The organism is Imtechella halotolerans (genome assembly GCF_028743515.2).
Classification (GTDB): domain Bacteria; phylum Bacteroidota; class Bacteroidia; order Flavobacteriales; family Flavobacteriaceae; genus Imtechella; species Imtechella halotolerans.
Genome location: NZ_CP117969.2, coordinates 123,757 through 141,357 on the forward strand (window position 1 = coordinate 123,757; position 17,601 = coordinate 141,357).

Consider the following 17,601-nt stretch of genomic DNA (forward strand, 5'->3'; position numbering starts at 1 on the left):
GCGGTTATTTAACCGCTTTTTTTATGGGATAAATCTATTTACTAGATCAATATATTTTTCTTTTGCTTGTTTTTCCGATAAGTTGCGAGCTTGAAAAAGAGCATTTGTTTTAAAAGCATTGATTAGTGGTTTTCTGCTTCCAGGTGATGAATCGATTTTGTTGGCTATCTTATAGTAGGCATACAATCGCAATAACAAATCTGCCGGAAGGGGATCTGTATAACTGTTTACTTTGTTAACAGCTTCTTCAAATGCTTCATTTAATTCTTCTGTTGTCATTTTAGTGAGCGATTATGTCAACTCCTCCTTTTACTTTTTGTCCTAAGATTACATTAACATTAGTGCCAATAGGCAAATAAAGATCAACTCTTGAGCCAAATTTAATAAAACCAGCATCTGCTCCTTGTGAAGCCATATCACCTTCTTTAGCATAGTTGACAATACGCTTAGCGAGGGCTCCAGCAATCTGTCGATATAATACTTTGCCGTATACCTTATTCTCGACAACGATAGTAGTTCGTTCGTTTTCTTCGGAAGCTTTTGGGTGCCATGCAACTAGGTATTTCCCGGGGTGATATTTACTAAAAAGGATTTTTCCTCCAATCGGATATCGAGTTACATGCACATTGATAGGTGACATAAAAATGGAAACCTGTAAACGCTTATCTTGAAAGTATTCTTTTTCAAACACTTCTTCTATAACAACAACTTTACCGTCAACTGGAGCAATAACGTGACTGTCGTTTGGTGTTGTTTTACGTTTTGGATTTCTAAAGAATTGTAGAATCAATACTAAAAATATAAGTGCAATTGCTTGAATGCTTTTTTCAAGCCAGATAGGCTCAATATAAAAATGAGCTAAAACACATGTGATTGCTACAATCGTAAATGTTACCAGAATGATTTTGTGGCCTTCTTTATGAAACATAGTTGAAAATTTGTAAGGTTATATAGGCAAATGGTGCTGCAAAGATAAGGCTATCTAGTCTGTCAAGCAATCCCCCGTGACCAGGTAAAATTGCTCCGCTGTCCTTAACGTTAGCCATACGCTTAAATTTAGATTCTACTAAATCACCTAAAGTACCCGTAACTACTACTACAACCGCCAGTAGTAACCACTTCCACAGACTAATACTATCTTCATAAGCTGCTAGAATAAATGCCGCAGCTAATGAAAAAATTACCCCACCGATAAATCCCTCAATGGTTTTTTTGGGAGAAACACTTTCAAATAGCTTTCTTCTTCCAAAGGTGCGACCTACCAAATAGGCAAACGTGTCGTTTACCCAAATCAGAATAAAAATTCCTATAATCAGTAACTTGGCAAATGGAACAGTATGGTGATAGGGTATTACGGTCAGAAAAAGACATCCACCTCCAATATAAAAAAGGCTAATGATAAATTTATGTGCATTTGTGAGAATCAATGGCTTTTTGGAATACAAGTTGCTGATTAAAAATAAATTAACTAACAAAGTGATAAGTAAGAGCAAACCTATCATAAAGTCTTCTTTGTTAAGGTAAATGTAAAACCACCATAAAAACATAAAGGCTATAAAAATATAATAGCCACTGAGTTTTATTATTTTTTTGAATTCAAACAGACAGATTAAACCAAAAGCCAAAAAAAGAAAATCAAAGGCATTAGGGTCTAACATTACTGCAGCTAGTAGTAAGAAAACATAGAGAATGCCAGTAATTGAGCGCTTAAAGAGTTCTTTCATCTAAATTGTGTTAGTGCAATATAGGAGTATTTACCGCCCTGTGAACTATAAATCTTCCAACAGCAGCAAATATAAGTTTTTACTGCTACTTCCATAGGTCATAAAGTCTTTTTCTTCTTTTATCTCGAAATGCTTTATAGTAGTGATATTGGATGGTATCTTGTCTTGATTTTTATTTTTTATACCACGTAGGCCTTCTCCAATATTTTCTACCAATTGACTGGTAGTTGCATAAACAATAAAGTTGTCTGGTAACTCTTTTAATTTTTTCTCTTTAATTTGATTGGACGAGATTAGAATGGAGCCATTGTCAGCTACTAATGCTTCGCAAGTGGTTAAAAAAGAAGCAGCATTAGGGTTTTGATGGGTATACTCAATATCAAAACCGTTGAAAACTCGTGGAAGTTGGTTGTCAATGCAGTACATTTGACCACCCTGCCATCGATTTTCAGTAAGTATATTTTCGAAACTTTCCAGTACTTCTTCCAATGAGTCACAGTAGATAAATTTGCCACCATTTTTTTTGAAATTGATGGTAAATTTTTCATCAACAGGTAATTGTATTTCCGGCATAAATTTGCCGCGTTCTTCATTAGTTTCGCTATCGGAATTTTTCTTAGAATTAAAATTAAATAATTTTCTAAACAGACTCATGTTTTGAGCTTGGGGATTCAATAATAGCTATCTCAGAGTAAAGATATAAAAAACTTACTTAATGCATCTGTTTAATATTGTTTTTTGTCTTTTTTATGTCACATTGGGAGAAAGCAAACTTTTGTGTAGAATTCAGATAAGATAGAAGTTACATTATTTAGTTGTTGTTAGGGGATAAACCACCTGTTTTGTTTCCTATATCAGATTTATTTCCACCTTAATTTTTTCTTTGGTAATGGTAATAATGTACTATTTTGGCTATAAAAGTAGTGTTATTTTGTTTGTCAGTTTTAGACCTATCGATACCTTTTTAATTTAGGAAAAACACTGTTTAAACTAACGGTGAATGACGTAATTTGTTTTCTGAATTTCTCGTTGGAGTGAAGATGATGATTTTCAAAAAAAAACTAGACTGGGCAAGCCTAGTCTAGTTTTTCTGTAGTTATAGTAAAGGAATACCTTTATTCAGTAACGCTTTCCTGTTGAGGTTCTTCTTGGTTAAAATTTCGTTCCCCAAAGATAGTTTCTAAATCATCTTTAAAAATAACTTCTCGTTCTAAAAGAAGATTTGCTAATTCCGTAAGTTTATCCTTATTATCTTCCAATAGTTGAACTGCGCGTTCATACTGAGATTCAATAATAGTTGAGATTTCTTTGTCAATTATTTGAGCAGTCTCCTCACTATATGGCTTTGAAAAGTTATATTCAGATTGACCAGTTGAGTCGTAATAAGTAAGGTTACCAATCTTGTCATTTAATCCATATATGGTCACCATGGCACGCGCCTGTCTTGTTACCTTTTCTAGGTCACTTAATGCGCCGGTAGAAATCTTGTTAAACATTACTTTTTCTGCTGCACGACCTCCTAAAGTGGCACACATTTCATCAAGCATTTGCTCAGTACGGACAATTTGTCTTTCTTCTGGAAGGTACCAAGCAGCTCCTAAAGATTGTCCTCTTGGCACTATAGTTACCTTCACCAGTGGAGCAGCATGTTCAAGCATCCAACTTACTGTTGCATGACCAGCTTCATGGAAGGCAATCGTTTTCTTCTCATCAGGAGTAATTATTTTGTTTTTCTTTTCTAGACCACCGACAATACGGTCTACCGCGTCTAAAAAGTCTTGACGATCTACTGCTTTTTTACCTTTACGAGCAGCAATTAAAGCAGCTTCATTACATACATTGGCAATATCAGCTCCTGAAAAACCTGGTGTTTGTTTCGATAGGAAATCCAAATCTAGGGTCTCTGAAGTTTTGATAGGGCGTAGGTGAACTTCGAAAATTTCTTTTCGTTCATTTAGATCAGGTAGGTCTACATAAATCTGTCTATCAAATCGACCTGCGCGCATTAGAGCCTTGTCAAGTACATCTGCACGGTTTGTAGCAGCTAGTACTATAACATTGGTGTTAGTTCCAAAACCATCCATCTCAGTTAATAGCTGGTTAAGTGTATTTTCACGTTCATCATTTGAACCTGTAAAATTGTTTTTTCCACGTGCTCTACCAATAGCATCGATTTCATCAATGAAAATAATAGCAGGTGATTTTTCTTTTGCTTGTTTGAAAAGGTCACGTACTCGAGAAGCACCAACTCCAACAAACATTTCAACAAAATCAGAACCAGAAAGTGAGAAGAAAGGAACCCTAGCTTCGCCAGCTACAGCCTTGGCAAGTAATGTTTTACCAGTTCCCGGAGGGCCTACTAGTAAAGCACCCTTAGGGATTTTACCTCCTAATGAAGTGTACTTTTCAGGTTGTTTTAGGAATTCTACGATTTCCTGAACCTCCTCTTTAGCTCCTTCTAGGCCTGCAACGTCTTTAAAAGTGACCTTGGTGTCATTCTTTTCATCAAAAAGTTTGGCTTTTGATTTTCCAATATTGAAAATTTGGCCACCAGCACCTCCAGCACCACCACCTGACATACGACGCATTAAGAAAATCCAAATACCGATAATTAAAACAAATGGTAATAGAGTGATTAATAAATCTCCAATTACGTTTTGCTCTGTTTTGTATTCTCTTGTAGTGGTAAGGTTGTTTTCTGCGACAATTTGATCGAACTTATTTTCAAAATTGCTCAAATCACCCAATTCAAATTTGTATTGAGGAATTTCACTACTTGCACCGCTTGAAATAAGCGAGTTGTCTCCGCGTACATCTTTATGAGCTTCTTTTTCAAGTGCTTCAGGGGTTAGGTATATTTTAGCTTCCCTTTTGTTAACAACTACAACTCTAGCTACATCACCATTTCTTAGAAATTCTTCAAATTTAGCTTGAGATGTTTCTTTGGGTTGGTACCACATTCCTCCTCCGGAGAAAAAGTTCATTCCGAAGATGAAAAGTAGTAGGATAGCATATATCCAATAAGCTGAAAACTTAGGTCTTTTATTTTGTTTTTCTTTTGTCATGTCTAATAATTAGTTTGAATAGAGGTTACTTTGGCATCTCCCCAAAGGCCTTCAATGTCATAATATTCTCTTACATGTTTTTGAAAAACATGTACCACCACATCCACATAGTCCATTAATACCCACTCGGCATTGTCCGTTCCTTCAACATGCCAAGGTTTGTCTTTGGTTTCTCTGCTTACAATTTTTTGGATGGAATTTACAATGGCATTAACCTGTGTGTTAGAGGAACCATTGCATATAATGAAATAGTCGCAAACCGTATTTTCTATCTCTCTTAGGTCAAGAATATCTATATCTTTCCCCTTTACCTCTTCTATGCCTTTTAAGATAACAGCAATTAATTGATCTGCACTACCGCTCTTTTTTACCATTAATTTTAATTATTTTGCACAAAGTTATTATTTTTTTGGTTTCATAACCATTGGATTTAACAATACGTTATAACCAAAACCAATTTTCTTTCTATGCACATCGTCAAACTTAATGCCATTGATTCTACAAATACCTATTTGCGGCAATTTGCCATGCAATATCCTTTGCAGGATTATACAGTGATTTACACAGACGAACAACTGTCAGGACGTGGGCAAATGGGAACAATATGGATTTCTCAACCTGGCAAAAACCTTACGTTTAGTGTGTTGAAACACTTTAAAGGGTTTCCCTTGGAACAACTTTTTTTTGTCAACATGAAAGTTTCTTTGGCAGTATTTAAGACATTGAGGCAGTTGAATATTCCCGATGTACATATAAAGTGGCCAAACGACATTTTGTCAGCCAATGCTAAGATTGGGGGTGTATTGATTGAAAATTCGGTTAAGAATGCTACCACATTTGAGAGTATTATTGGAATTGGACTTAATGTAAACCAAATAGAATTTAATGGTCTTCAGAGTGTTTCCTCGTTACAACGCATTACAGGGAAAACTTTTGACCTTGATGAATTACTACATCACTTAGTTTCAGCATTGATCAGTGAGTTGGATGATTATTCTCAGTGGGATTTGGAAGTTCTGCAGCAGGAATATGAAGCTCAATTGTTTCGAATTAATAAGCCATCAACTTTTAAAAAGCAGGATGGTAGTTTGATCATGGGATTTATTCGTGGTGTCTCAGAGACTGGTAAACTGATTGTGGAGCTTGAAGATGCTATTTTTCAAGAGTTTGATTTAAAGGAAGTGAAATTGTTGTATTAAAAAAGCCCAGATTTATCTGGGCTTTTAATATCATATTAAGGGATGGTGTTTATAAGTTTTTCATTTTCTCAACCAAGGTGCCAATGAAGTTGGTGATAGGACCTTTTACCATCATTGCCATCATTGGGTTAAATGAACCTTCAAATTGAAGTTGAGCATCAGTTTGCTCTCCTAAAGCATCAAGATTTGCTGTTAAAGTAAAAGGAAGTTTATCACTAGCAGCACCTAATACAACTTTAGAGTGGGGAGTTGATTCCTTCAATTCCAAAACTATCTCCGGCATCCCTTTAAGCGCAAATAAGAAACGTTTATCGCTCAGGACTTCGAATTTACTAATGTTATCTGGCATCAATTTTTCAAAGTTTTTGATGTCAGTTAGTAATGTATATAGCTCTTCAGCTGATTTTGGTACTGTTATTTTAGGACTTTCTATATTCATTTTTTTATCACTAAATTGTTAGGTATTATTTCCAATCAGCAGGATTGGTCCGCCAAGTTTTTAAAATAGCTACGTCTTCTTCGTTGATGTACTTGGTGTCCATGGCCTGTTCTAGTAAATGGTCATAGTTGCTCAAGGTATAGACACTCAGATTTTCTTTGGAAAAATTTTCTTCTGCAACAGCAAACCCATAAGAGAAAATGGCAATCATTCCTTTTACATTGGCACCTTGTGCTTTAAGTGCGGTTACCGCATTAAGACTACTTTTTCCGGTACTAATAAGATCTTCTACGACTACTACATTTTGACCCTTATCAAGAAAACCTTCAACCTGGTTTTCGCGACCATGCTTTTTAGGTTCAGGTCTAACGTATACAAAAGGAAGTCCCATATACTCCGCAACGAGCATTCCAATGCCTATGGCTCCTGTGGCAACTCCTGCAATTACATCTGGTTTACCAAATGTTTTTTCCAGTTGTTTAGCCATGTTTTCGCGCACATAATTACGAATAGGTGGAAATGAAAGTATGATTCTATTGTCGCAATAGATAGGGGATTTCCAGCCTGATGCCCATGTAAAAGAATTTTTGGGATTCAACTTTATTGCATTAATTTGCAATAATAGCTCGGCTGTTTTTTTGGCTGTGTTCTTTTCTAAAATCATGACGCAAATGTATGAAGTTTTTATAAACGAACGACCCATCATTTTGACAAATACACTTGTCAAAGAAACCGATTTCAAACAATACCTTCTTGAAGACGCTCGGGTTGAATACATTATAAAGCAGCTTTCCAAGGGTAAAATAAAAGCGGCTCACTTGTATCATCCAGATGAACAACAATTGTTAAAGCGATTTAAAAATAAAATTCCCATTGTAGTGGCAGCCGGAGGGCTTGTAACCAATCCGGAAGGTCAGGTGCTTTTTATAAAAAGAAATGGAAAATGGGATTTACCAAAAGGAAAGCTAGATAAGGGAGAGACCATTGAGGAAGCCGCTTTACGGGAAGTTGAAGAAGAGACGGGTGTTAAAAAGCTTAAGCTGGGAGAATTCATAGGCAGAACCTACCATATCTTTAAACGTAATGGTGATTACAAGCTAAAAGAAACCTACTGGTACAAAATGACTACAAATTACAAAGGTAAATTAGTGGCACAATGTGATGAAGGGATAGAAGAAGTAGTTTGGAAAACACAAGATCAAATCCCAGTAGCATTAAAATATTCTTATGCGAATATTAGAAGATTGTTTCAATAAAAAAAAGACGTTTAAAGGACGTCTTTTTTTATAGTATTTATTCCATTAGTCTAAATATGGGATATCGCATATGTGCTTTTTCATAATGAGGTGAATTTTTGTATATCCAATCTAGTTGTTGGTACCAATTTTCAGAAAAGGACTCGTTTTCAGCTCGTTTGGCTTCGAATTCAGATTTTAATTGTGGATTATTGTCTAGAATTTCTTTGGCAATATCCTCAAAAACATACGCTGAAAAACCTTCTTTTTGTTGGAGAATAGTGTCGAAGAAATTCCAATTAAAGAATGAATCTGGTGCCTCTGGTTCCAATACTTCCAAAAGATATCTTAACCCTGGTTGTTGAATGTCTATGAGATAATCACCTTTACGTACCGAAATACTATCTTGGTGTTTAGTAACTGTTGTATTGTAATGTTGATAATGTCCTTCAAAAGGGGTCGTGCGGGTTTGAAATGTTTCAATCCGGTAATATTCTGCCCATATTTTCTTATCCTGATCAACCTGATTCATAGTGATCTTGTTTTTTTGAAGTAACTCTATAATTTTATGCCATCCTTGTGGAATAATGTATCCTTTAGGTACATTTACCATTTTTGTAGGTTTGAAATAATTTTGATATACAATTTCCTTACTAAAAGGTTGGTTGCGATCATATTTTAACCTTGGAAGACCTGTTACTTCACTTGTTATGGTATCCGCCTTATACCCTTTGAATTCAAAAGTTGAAAAACGGGTGGTGTCAAGTTCCCAATCCACTGGGTACTGACTTAATTGTGCAAAGTATTCTTCATTTTTCTTACGTGTTTGACTAATAGTCTCTGCATCTTTGTCGACAAGATCAATCATGCTTTTCATGAGCTCATAGGTGCCTTCAACACGCTCTTTGTAAGGTTTAAGCATGTGTGTTTCCACAGTTATTCCTAATACATTCCAAAGGGCGCTGTATCCTACAGAGTAGCGTGGATAATCCATGAATTGCGAGAATCCATGGTCTGGAGGCTTATTCCAAACATTAACATAGGGAGTAATAATCCAATTTCGATCAGGAAGGCTGTCATGTTCCTTGCTCATGGTTTTTGCTGCCAGTGATTTTTCTAAATCAGGTACCATTTTAGTATGAAGGTATTCTCCTAATTCACCACCAAGTTTATTGTGTTGAGTGAATAAATGGGTAAGGACATATTGATAATCTGCTCCGTTGCTCACATGATTGTCTATTAGGACATCAGGTTGTACAAGGTGAAATATTTCGGCAAATGATTGCGCATTTTTAGTGTCCGATTTTATGAAATCACGGTTTAAGTCATAATTGCGCGCATTTCCTCTAAATCCATATTCTTGAGGTCCATCTTGATTAACTCTAGTGGTGCTGTTGCGATTAAGAGCGCCACCAATATTGTATACAGGAATTGCTACAATAACAGTGTTTTTAGGTGCTTCCAGTTGTTTTTGTGCCAAGTTGCGTATAAGTAGCATGGTTGCATCGATACCATCAGGCTCTCCTGGATGAATGCCATTATTTATTAAAATGATCCTCTTATCCTTACGGATATTATTGAAATTGAAATCTCCATCTGGATTATACGTTACAATGTGAAGTGGGTAACCACTATCGGTAAGTCCCATTGTTTGTAAAGCAACCGTTGTATAAGATTGTGATAGTTCTTTGTAAAAATCAATTACTTCCTGATAGGATGGAGTTTCTTTTCCATTAGATTTTTCATATCGAGTTACAAAACTATCCTTTTTAGATGTTAAAGGGGAATCACAGCCGTAAATAATAACTAATAATAGGCTAATACAGAATTGTTTCATGAATAGAAGGTTTGGCTAATCAAACATACTAAAAAAACAACAACATGTTATAAAAATTAGACAGAAAGCAATTAATCAATAACCAAGGGAGTTTTTTTAGTTCTATTCCAGATGAACACTGTTGGGTACTAACACGGAATAATCTCCACCATTGCGAATCACATCTCGAACAATAGATGATGAAATATAAGAAGTACTGGCCGCTGTTAATAGGAATACTGTTTCAATACCTGATAACTTTCTGTTTGTATGTGCTATCGCTTTTTCAAACTCAAAATCAGCTGGGTTTCTCAATCCTCGTAGAATAAACTGTGCATCAATTTCTTTGCAGAAATCCACTGTTAGTCCCTGATAGGTAACTACTTTTATTTTAGGTTCATTGGAAAATGCTTTTTTAATAAATGCCATTCGTTCTTCTAGTGTAAACATATACTTTTTTTCGGCATTGATTCCAATGGCTACAACTACTTCATCGAACAAGTGTACTCCACGTTTTATGATGTCATAATGACCTAAAGTAATTGGGTCAAATGATCCTGGAAATAGGGCTCTTCTCATACTTAAATTTTTGTTACTTGGTTAAAGCCAATTCAAGTGCGTTATCAAATAATTCACTTAATGAAATACCTGCCTTGGCCGCTTGTTGAGGAAGTATACTGGCCTCTGTAAGTCCAGGGACGGTATTTACCTCTAAAAGATGTGGTTCACCTTCCACAAAGATATACTCACTTCGACTAAACCCTTTCATTTTTAAGACTTCGTATACCTTTTTGGCTGTTGCACTTACTTTTGCAGCCATCTCATCACTAATACGTGCCGGGGTAATCTCTTGGGATTGACCAAGATATTTTGCCTTATAATCAAAGAAATCATTGTCGGAAACAATTTCTGTGATCGGTAAAACAGTAACATTCCCCTTATAATTAATTACTCCTACAGATACTTCCGTTCCATCAAGAAAAGATTCTATAATGATCTCGTCATCTTCCTTAAAAGCTACCTCTACAGCATTCAGCATGTCTTCCTCAGCGTATACTTTGCTAACTCCAAAGCTACTTCCGGCCTTGTTAGCTTTTACAAAACAAGGTAAGCCTACCGCGTTAATGATGGCTGGAATATCTATGGTGTCCCCTAAGTTAAGATAATAGGATTTGGCTGTTTTAATTCCATAAGGCTTCAATACTGAAAGTAAGTCACGTTTATTAAATGTAAGAGCGGCCTGGTAGAAATCACAGCTTGTTTGTGGTATTCCTAGTAATGCAAAGTAGGCTTGCAAATAACCATCTTCTCCAGGACTGCCATGAATTGCGTTAAAAACACCATCAAATAGGATGTGTTGACCATCAATAGTAATTGAAAAATCATGACGGTTAACTGGAATTTCACTTCCATCATCAGCAATATAAACCCATTTTTCTTTGAGAAGATGAATTCGGTATCCTTTGTATTTTTGGATATCTAGGTTAGCATACACCACATTTCCACTTTGAAGCGAGATATTATATTCGCTGGAGTACCCTCCCATTACAATAGCAATATTCTTTTGCATACAGCTGAAAAACTTTCAAGATTTGTAACTTCAAAAATAAAACTAATTTGACGATATAAGTGTCCTAATATAATTATTTGTGATAAGGTGTCTACAATAAAAACTGGGTACGCATGGTTTTTTATATATTTGTCATCCTAAACAAAAGGTATGAGTATCTTCCGATTTCTTGTTAGTAAAACATTTGTAAAGCAGCTTGTGATAGCTGGAATATTATTGATTGTATTGGTGTTTTTAACCTTGCAAATGCTTAAAGTCCAAACAAATCATGGTGAACATGTTGCTGTTCCAGATTTATCTAAAAAATCATTACATGAAGTGGCTGAAATTCTCGAAGCGACAGATTTAAGGTTTGAGGTTTTAGATTCCACGGATTATAATCCTAAATACCCTGTTTATTCTGTTATTGATCAAAACCCTAAGGCGGGTTCTCAAGTTAAACAAAACCGTAAAATTTATTTAACCATTAATCCATCAGGTTATCGTAAGGTAACTATTCCTAAGGTGGTGCAAATCACTAGACGTAGTGCTGAAGCAACATTAAAAGCAGTAGGATTGGAAATTGGAAAGGTTACCTATGTAGATAATATAGGAAAGGATATGGTATTGGGATTGGAATTTAAAGGTAAGGAGATACAACCTGGTGACCAACTTATAAAGACTTCAAAGATAGACCTGATCTGTGGAAACGGAAATGATATTAACAGTATGATGGAGGATAATTCTCCGGAAACAATACAAGAAGATGGAGGAATATAATCCTGAAACAGAAGCTCAGGATGATGATCTTTATGAGCATTATAGTTTTAAGGCTGATAAAGGTCAGCAACCTTTCCGTATTGATAAATTCTTGATGAATCGAATAGAGAACGCAACTCGTAATAAAATTCAACAAGCGGCCAAAAATGGAAACATCTATGTGAATGGAGTTACTGTTAAACAAAATTATAAGGTAAAAGCGGGTGATGAAATAAAAGTGTTGTTTGCTCATCCACCTCACGAATATTTGCTAACTCCTGAGAATATTCCTTTGGACATAGTGTATGAGGATGAAGTTCTTTTGGTAGTTAATAAACCAGCAGGGATGGTGGTCCATCCAGGTCATGGGAATTATAGCGGGACCCTTATTAATGCTCTAATTTATCATTTTGACAATCTTCCAATTAATAGTAGTGAACGACCTGGCCTAGTTCACAGGATTGATAAAGATACAAGTGGTCTTTTGGTAATAGCTAAAACAGAACACGCTTTAAATCATTTGTCTAAACAGTTTTTTGATAAATCAAGTGAACGAGAGTATGTAGCACTCGTTTGGGGTAATGTGGAAGAAGATGAAGGAACTGTAAGGGGGCATATTGGCAGACATTTGCGAGATAGATTACAAATGGCTGTTTTTGAAGATGGAAGTTTAGGTAAAGAAGCTGTTACTCATTATAAGGTTCTTGAGCGATTCGGGTATGTTACTCTTATTTCATGTAAGTTAGAAACTGGACGTACACATCAGATTCGTGTCCATATGAAATATATTGGACATACCTTATTTAACGACGAACGTTATGGTGGTGATAAAATTTTAAAAGGCACTACATTCACAAAGTATAAACAATTTGTTGAGAACTGTTTTCAAGTACTTCCACGTCAAGCTTTACATGCCAAAACCCTAGGTTTTGAACACCCTGTAACAGGTACCTTTTTGCGTTTTGATACTGAAATACCTGAGGATATGCAGGCTTGTATCGAGAAATGGCGTACCTATTCTAAGCATCAAGATCTGGAATTGTAATAGTGCATCAATTTTTTTGATATTACTATCAATAAGTTATGTCTATTGGTGTTGAGGGTTCTATGGTTTAATTGTACTTTTGATTTGTCAATATAAAAACTGATTCACTCATGAAATTTGTTATATCGCCTGCTAAATCATTAAACTTCGAATCGCCAGTACCAACTGAAAAATTTACTCAAGGAGTATTTCTTCCTGAAGCCGAACGTTTAAATGGCATACTAAAAAAGAAATCCAGCAAGTCATTGTCGAAATTGATGCATATTTCGGATGATTTGGGTAGACTTAATTATGAACGAAATCAAGAGTGGAAACTTCCTTTTACATTAGAAAATTCACGTCAGGCATTATATGCTTTTAGTGGTGATGTATACAGAGGTTTGGACGCGTACACCATACCTGTAGAAAAATTAGATCAGGTTCAACAATCACTACGTATTCTATCAGGACAATACGGGCTGTTAAAGCCATTGGATCTTATGCAGCCCTATAGGCTAGAAATGGGTACTTCCTTGGCTGTAGGTAAGGCAAAGAATCTGTATGAATTTTGGAAGACTAAAATTACCAAAGCCCTTAATGACGAATTGGAAGAAGGGGAACTATTTGTCAACCTAGCCAGTAACGAGTATTTTAAAGCTGTTGATGTGAAGTCTTTGAAAGTGCCTGTAATTACGGCCACTTTTAAAGATTTTAAAAATGGAGAATATAAAACAGTTATGACGTATGCTAAGCTTGCACGAGGGTATATGTCAAGGTATATTATCGATACTAATGCCCAAACAATTGAAGATTTAAAAGGGTTCAATTACCAAGGATATGGTTTTAGTGAGGTAATGTCAACCGAGAAGGAACTCGTTTTTATCCGTTAATAAGGTATTTTGTTTCATCATAAACATCCATATGGACCTTTCATACCGGATGGTGCCCGAAAATTGATAGTGGGTACACTTCCACCACCTCGGTTTACCCAGGGATTATTAAGAGAAGGCGATGTAGATTTTTGTTATGGGAGTCGCGATGGACAACTTTGGCCTATACTTGATCGTATTTTTCATCTTAATTTGGATTATGCCCTTACCGAAGAAGCAATACACCAACGTAAGAATTTCCTAGAAAAACATCATATTGGAATTTGTGATATAGTAGAATCGGCATGGCGAAACAAGATAGATGCTAGTGATCTTGGGATGCATTCCGTACAAATACGTAATGTTATAGAGTATATAAGAGACATTCCAACAGTGGAGATGCTTCTCTTCACTGGAGGGAATAGCAAGAATGGGCCGGAATATTTTTTTAGAAGGCATTTAAAGGACCATGCTCTTCGATTGGAGATGGTTAGTAAAGAAGTTCCTAGAATTCATCGTTTTGAAGTTGAAGGAAGACAAATAACTACTGTATCCTTACTTGCGCCATCAGGATCAGCAAATAGAGCAGTAGGATCATTACCCTTGTATAAAACATTAAAAAAAGAAAACCCGAAAATGACAACAATTGATTTTCGGGTGTTTCAATATGAAAGGTTTTTTAAGGATTAATCATAAAAAACTCGTGGTACCTTATTGTCTACAGGAGGTAATGTTTTCAGATAGGCATACATCGAAGCGATTTCGTAATCGGTTAAGTATACGAAGGGTAACATCGGAAAACGCAATGCTCGATCATTTTCAACCAATCCGAATTTTACGGCTTTTATAAATTGTTCTTCTGTCCAGTTACCAATACCACTTGTTTTATGAGGAGTTAGGTTAGAAGTGGCTATAATTTGCCCTTCCATATTAAGAGGTTTGTTACCTCCCGCCATATAGCCTTTACTGTTTTCGGGAACCAAGTAATCATTAGTTTTAAAATCGGCAGAATGACATGAAAAGCAATCTAATGTTTGGATATAATATTTCCCTAAAGCAACTCTATCCGTGGTATCAGGCATTTTTATAGGTTTGGTGGGCATGGGCATAGGTTTAAATACCAAATGCGATAGTAATTTTGTCAGGAAGGAAACTTCACTTGGTTGGTCAGGAGTGGGATTGGGAGCCACCAAGGGATCATCCGATCGCAAAAAGCTTATAATGGCATTAATATCTTGATCAGAGGTTACTGTTAGCTTAGCCATATAGGGAGGGATATATTGACCGTCTTTTTTTATACCGGTTCTAAGAAGATATAAAAGTTCTGCATCAGTCCAATTGCCTATTCCGTAAGTACTATCCTGGGTAATATTTTGGGAATATATTTTCCCGAATTCAGGTGGAGCATCGAGCATTAATGTTCCTGTTAATTTTCCTGTTTCATGATTTTTATGACATCCTGCGCATAATGTTAATGCCAGTTTCTTTCCACGCTCAATACTTTCAGGAGTACTTACATGTGTATATTCAGGAAGCACTACTTCATACTTAGGAATGCCTGTGAAGTTCACATACAAAACCATACAAATAAGTATAAGAAATACAATCCCGAAAATAATTCCGGTGATTTTTACTAATTTTTTCATAATGGTTGGTTAGTTGTTGAAAGTTAGTTACTTATAAAAGTAGTAAAACTGTTTTTTTTATGCAAGTACTTGATATTCAGGTTTTTTATTTTACAAAAAAAACCTGAATGAAATCCATTCAGGTTTAAGAGTTGTTTACAGTTTCAGTCTTTACAGGTTTTGGTTTGATTTTAAACGCCCCTCTTTTTGGCCTTAATCTACCATAACTTCCCATAATGATTTTCCCTCGGCGAGTCTTTTTATCTCCTTTTCCCATATTACGTATAATTTTAAGTGAATTCTCAAGGTACTAAAAATAATACTTATATGAAAGAATATGAGGTGATTATGTTCTAAGTGTTTTGATGAATGAGGTTATATTGTTAATTCCATGTTCTGTAAGGTGCTTGATGAAGGCGGAGCCAACTATTGCTCCTTTGGTAGTACGGGTTGCTTGAGTAAAGGTTTCACTATTACTAATACCAAATCCTACAATTTGCGGAGTTTTTAAGTCCATGGATGAAATGCGATCAAAATATTTTTGTTGTGTTTCTCCAAAAGTGTTTTGAGCCCCAGTAACACTTGCTGAACTTACCATATAGATAAAACCGCTGGAAATATGGTCTATATATCGTATTCGATCTTCAGACGTCTGAGGTGTAATGAGAAAGATATTAATTAGCCCATATTGTTCAAAAATATGATGATAGTTATGGTGATATACATCTACAGGTAAATCGGGAATAATTAACCCATCAATACCTACTTCGGCACAACGACGACAAAAGTTCTCGACACCATATTGCATAATAGGATTGAAGTAACCCATTATAAGTAATGGAATATCAACTGTTTTTCGTATTTCTTGAAGTTGTTCAAAAAGTAATTCTGAATTCATTCCATTTTCAAGAGCTTTAGTGGAGCTTTGTTGAATAGTTGGTCCATCAGCTAAAGGATCACTAAAGGGCAAACCAATCTCTACCATATCAACTCCTCCTATCTCAAGCTGTTCAAGGATGGTTTTAGTGTCACTTAAAGAAGGATATCCGGCAGTGAAATAAATGGATAACAGTTTTTTATTCTCTTGAAGTTTTTGTTGTATTCTGTTCATCCTATTATAAATTAAAATAATTGATATATGTGCTTAAATCTTTATCTCCTCTTCCCGAAAGGTTAAGTACTACAATGTCACTCTTTTTAAATTTCTTCTTTCCAAATACGGCAAGTGCGTGTGCACTTTCAATGGCAGGAATGATCCCTTCCAATTGACATAGTTCCATGCCAGCTTTCATCGCTTGATCATCAGTTATGGAAACAAATTCACCTCTTCCCGAGCAGAATAGATGTGCGTGTAAAGGGCCTACTCCAGGATAATCTAATCCGGCAGATATAGAATAAGGTTCTGTAATTTGGCCATCTGGAGTCTGCATTAGTAATGTTTTACTTCCGTGAATAATACCTGTCTTTCCAAGAGCTGAAGTGGCGGCACTTTCTCCACTTTCTATACCTTTTCCAGCTGCTTCTACAGCAATAAGACCAACTTTTTCATTGTCTAAGAAATGATAAAAGGCTCCAGCTGCATTACTTCCTCCTCCCACACAGGCAATAACATAGTTTGGAAACTCAGTACCTTCTTTTTCTAAAAGTTGCATTTTGATTTCTTCAGAAATGATACTTTGGAACCTAGCTACCATGTCTGGATAAGGATGCGGTCCAACTACAGAACCAATGATGTAATGCGTGTCTTCAGGATTATTAATCCAATCTCTAATGGCTTCATTTGTGGCATCTTTAAGGGTTTTACTTCCAGAAAGTGCCGGTCGTACTTCCGCTCCTAGCATTTTCATTCGAGCAACATTGGGAGCTTGGCGTGAAATATCAATGGCACCCATATAAACGATACACTCCATACCCATAAGTGCACATACTGTTGCGGTCGCGACTCCATGCTGACCAGCCCCTGTTTCGGCGATGATACGTTTTTTGCCCAACCGTTTTGCCATTAGAATTTGACCAATAGTATTATTTACTTTATGCGCCCCGGTATGGTTAAGGTCTTCGCGCTTAAGGTAAATATTTGTTTGGTATTTTTCTGATAATCGAGTGGCGTAGTAGAGAGGGGAGGGCCTTCCTACATAGTCTTTTAAAAGTTGATTGAATTCTTCTTGGAATTCTGGTGCAGCCATGATTTCAAGATACCTTTGTTTTAGTTCTTCAACATTAGGATACAGCATTTCGGGGATATAAGCTCCTCCAAACTCACCATAATATCCATTTTCGTTTACGTGATAACTCAT

Annotated in this window: 21 protein-coding genes; 6 read left to right on the forward strand and 15 right to left on the reverse strand. The window is 36.0% G+C overall.

Features of this window, described 5'->3' with window-relative positions; all coding sequences use genetic code 11:
* Positions 1-21 precede the first annotated feature (21 nt).
* The 6 genes from PT603_RS00585 to rsfS form a co-directional block, all read right to left on the reverse strand.
* Positions 22-279, reverse strand: a complete 258-nt coding sequence (locus tag PT603_RS00585; RefSeq protein ID WP_008238319.1) for an acyl-CoA-binding protein — start codon at positions 277-279, stop codon at positions 22-24.
* Position 280: 1 nt separating this feature from the next.
* Complete coding sequence (locus PT603_RS00590) at positions 281-928, reverse strand: phosphatidylserine decarboxylase family protein (RefSeq protein ID WP_008238318.1); 648 nt, start codon at positions 926-928, stop codon at positions 281-283.
* Positions 918-1,724 (reverse strand): phosphatidate cytidylyltransferase, encoded by an 807-nt coding sequence (locus PT603_RS00595; protein WP_008238317.1) that lies wholly within the window; start codon positions 1,722-1,724, stop codon positions 918-920. Before PT603_RS00595 ends, PT603_RS00590 begins: the two co-directional genes overlap by 11 nt.
* 45 nt (positions 1,725-1,769) lie before the next feature.
* Positions 1,770-2,378 carry an LUD domain-containing protein gene (locus PT603_RS00600; RefSeq protein WP_008238315.1) on the reverse strand — a complete coding sequence of 203 codons (609 nt, stop codon included), beginning with the start codon at positions 2,376-2,378 and terminating at the stop codon, positions 1,770-1,772.
* A gap of 461 nt (positions 2,379-2,839) precedes the next feature.
* A complete protein-coding gene (gene ftsH, locus PT603_RS00605; RefSeq protein ID WP_008238313.1) occupies positions 2,840-4,789 on the reverse strand; it encodes an ATP-dependent zinc metalloprotease FtsH in 1,950 nt (649 codons plus the stop codon).
* Positions 4,790-4,791: 2 nt separating this feature from the next.
* Positions 4,792-5,163: a ribosome silencing factor gene (rsfS, locus tag PT603_RS00610; protein WP_008238312.1), complete on the reverse strand. Its 372-nt coding sequence runs from the start codon at positions 5,161-5,163 to the stop codon at positions 4,792-4,794.
* A 93-nt stretch (positions 5,164-5,256) separates the two neighbouring features.
* Here rsfS and PT603_RS00615 point away from each other — a divergent pair, with 93 nt between their 5' ends.
* Positions 5,257-5,988 (forward strand): biotin--[acetyl-CoA-carboxylase] ligase, encoded by a 732-nt coding sequence (locus PT603_RS00615; RefSeq protein ID WP_008238311.1) that lies wholly within the window; start codon positions 5,257-5,259, stop codon positions 5,986-5,988.
* 49 nt (positions 5,989-6,037) lie between these two features.
* Here the strand turns inward: PT603_RS00615 and PT603_RS00620 are convergent, their stop codons facing one another.
* Together PT603_RS00620 and pyrE are read right to left on the reverse strand one after the other, a co-directional pair.
* Positions 6,038-6,427, reverse strand: coding sequence for an SRPBCC family protein (locus PT603_RS00620; protein WP_008238310.1), 390 nt, complete (start codon positions 6,425-6,427; stop codon positions 6,038-6,040).
* 25 nt (positions 6,428-6,452) lie between these two features.
* Positions 6,453-7,091 carry an orotate phosphoribosyltransferase gene (gene pyrE, locus PT603_RS00625; protein ID WP_008238308.1) on the reverse strand — a complete coding sequence of 213 codons (639 nt, stop codon included), beginning with the start codon at positions 7,089-7,091 and terminating at the stop codon, positions 6,453-6,455.
* 7 nt (positions 7,092-7,098) lie between these two features.
* On the opposite strand from pyrE, the gene PT603_RS00630 reads away from it, so the two are divergent.
* Positions 7,099-7,683 (forward strand): NUDIX hydrolase, encoded by a 585-nt coding sequence (locus PT603_RS00630; RefSeq protein ID WP_040488645.1) that lies wholly within the window; start codon positions 7,099-7,101, stop codon positions 7,681-7,683.
* A gap of 37 nt (positions 7,684-7,720) precedes the next feature.
* Here PT603_RS00630 and PT603_RS00635 read toward each other — a convergent pair whose 3' ends face one another.
* From PT603_RS00635 to PT603_RS00645, 3 genes are all read right to left on the reverse strand, one after another.
* Positions 7,721-9,499 carry a M14 family metallopeptidase gene (locus tag PT603_RS00635; protein WP_008238303.1) on the reverse strand — a complete coding sequence of 593 codons (1,779 nt, stop codon included), beginning with the start codon at positions 9,497-9,499 and terminating at the stop codon, positions 7,721-7,723.
* Between the two features lie 102 nt (positions 9,500-9,601).
* On the reverse strand, positions 9,602-10,057 hold the full coding sequence (coaD, locus tag PT603_RS00640; protein WP_008238301.1) for a pantetheine-phosphate adenylyltransferase: 456 nt from the start codon (positions 10,055-10,057) through the stop codon (positions 9,602-9,604).
* A gap of 13 nt (positions 10,058-10,070) precedes the next feature.
* Positions 10,071-11,048: a D-alanine--D-alanine ligase gene (locus tag PT603_RS00645; protein WP_008238299.1), complete on the reverse strand. Its 978-nt coding sequence runs from the start codon at positions 11,046-11,048 to the stop codon at positions 10,071-10,073.
* A gap of 150 nt (positions 11,049-11,198) precedes the next feature.
* On the opposite strand from PT603_RS00645, the gene PT603_RS00650 reads away from it, so the two are divergent.
* From PT603_RS00650 to PT603_RS00665, 4 genes are all read left to right on the forward strand, one after another.
* A complete protein-coding gene (locus tag PT603_RS00650) occupies positions 11,199-11,807 on the forward strand; it encodes a PASTA domain-containing protein (protein WP_008238297.1) in 609 nt (202 codons plus the stop codon).
* The gene (locus PT603_RS00655) at positions 11,794-12,831 is read left to right on the forward strand and encodes an RluA family pseudouridine synthase (protein ID WP_008238295.1); all 1,038 of its coding nucleotides are present in this window, start codon (positions 11,794-11,796) and stop codon (positions 12,829-12,831) included. The genes PT603_RS00650 and PT603_RS00655 overlap by 14 nt, the downstream gene beginning before the upstream one ends.
* 110 nt (positions 12,832-12,941) lie before the next feature.
* Entirely contained in the window at positions 12,942-13,700 is a 759-nt protein-coding gene (gene yaaA / locus PT603_RS00660; RefSeq protein ID WP_008238293.1) for a peroxide stress protein YaaA, read from the forward strand.
* 9 nt (positions 13,701-13,709) lie between these two features.
* Positions 13,710-14,369 (forward strand): uracil-DNA glycosylase family protein, encoded by a 660-nt coding sequence (locus PT603_RS00665; protein ID WP_008238292.1) that lies wholly within the window; start codon positions 13,710-13,712, stop codon positions 14,367-14,369.
* Here the strand turns inward: PT603_RS00665 and PT603_RS00670 are convergent.
* The 4 genes from PT603_RS00670 to trpB all read right to left on the reverse strand — a co-directional run bounded on the left by PT603_RS00670 (position 14,366) and on the right by trpB (position 17,601).
* On the reverse strand, positions 14,366-15,325 hold the full coding sequence (locus PT603_RS00670; protein ID WP_008238290.1) for a c-type cytochrome: 960 nt from the start codon (positions 15,323-15,325) through the stop codon (positions 14,366-14,368). The genes PT603_RS00665 and PT603_RS00670 overlap by 4 nt on opposite strands.
* 124 nt (positions 15,326-15,449) lie before the next feature.
* Complete coding sequence (locus tag PT603_RS00675; RefSeq protein WP_008238282.1) at positions 15,450-15,581, reverse strand: 30S ribosomal protein THX; 132 nt, start codon at positions 15,579-15,581, stop codon at positions 15,450-15,452.
* A gap of 69 nt (positions 15,582-15,650) precedes the next feature.
* Positions 15,651-16,415 (reverse strand): tryptophan synthase subunit alpha, encoded by a 765-nt coding sequence (trpA, locus tag PT603_RS00680; RefSeq protein ID WP_008238280.1) that lies wholly within the window; start codon positions 16,413-16,415, stop codon positions 15,651-15,653.
* 4 nt (positions 16,416-16,419) lie between these two features.
* Positions 16,420-17,601 carry a tryptophan synthase subunit beta gene (gene trpB / locus PT603_RS00685; protein ID WP_008238279.1) on the reverse strand — a complete coding sequence of 394 codons (1,182 nt, stop codon included), beginning with the start codon at positions 17,599-17,601 and terminating at the stop codon, positions 16,420-16,422.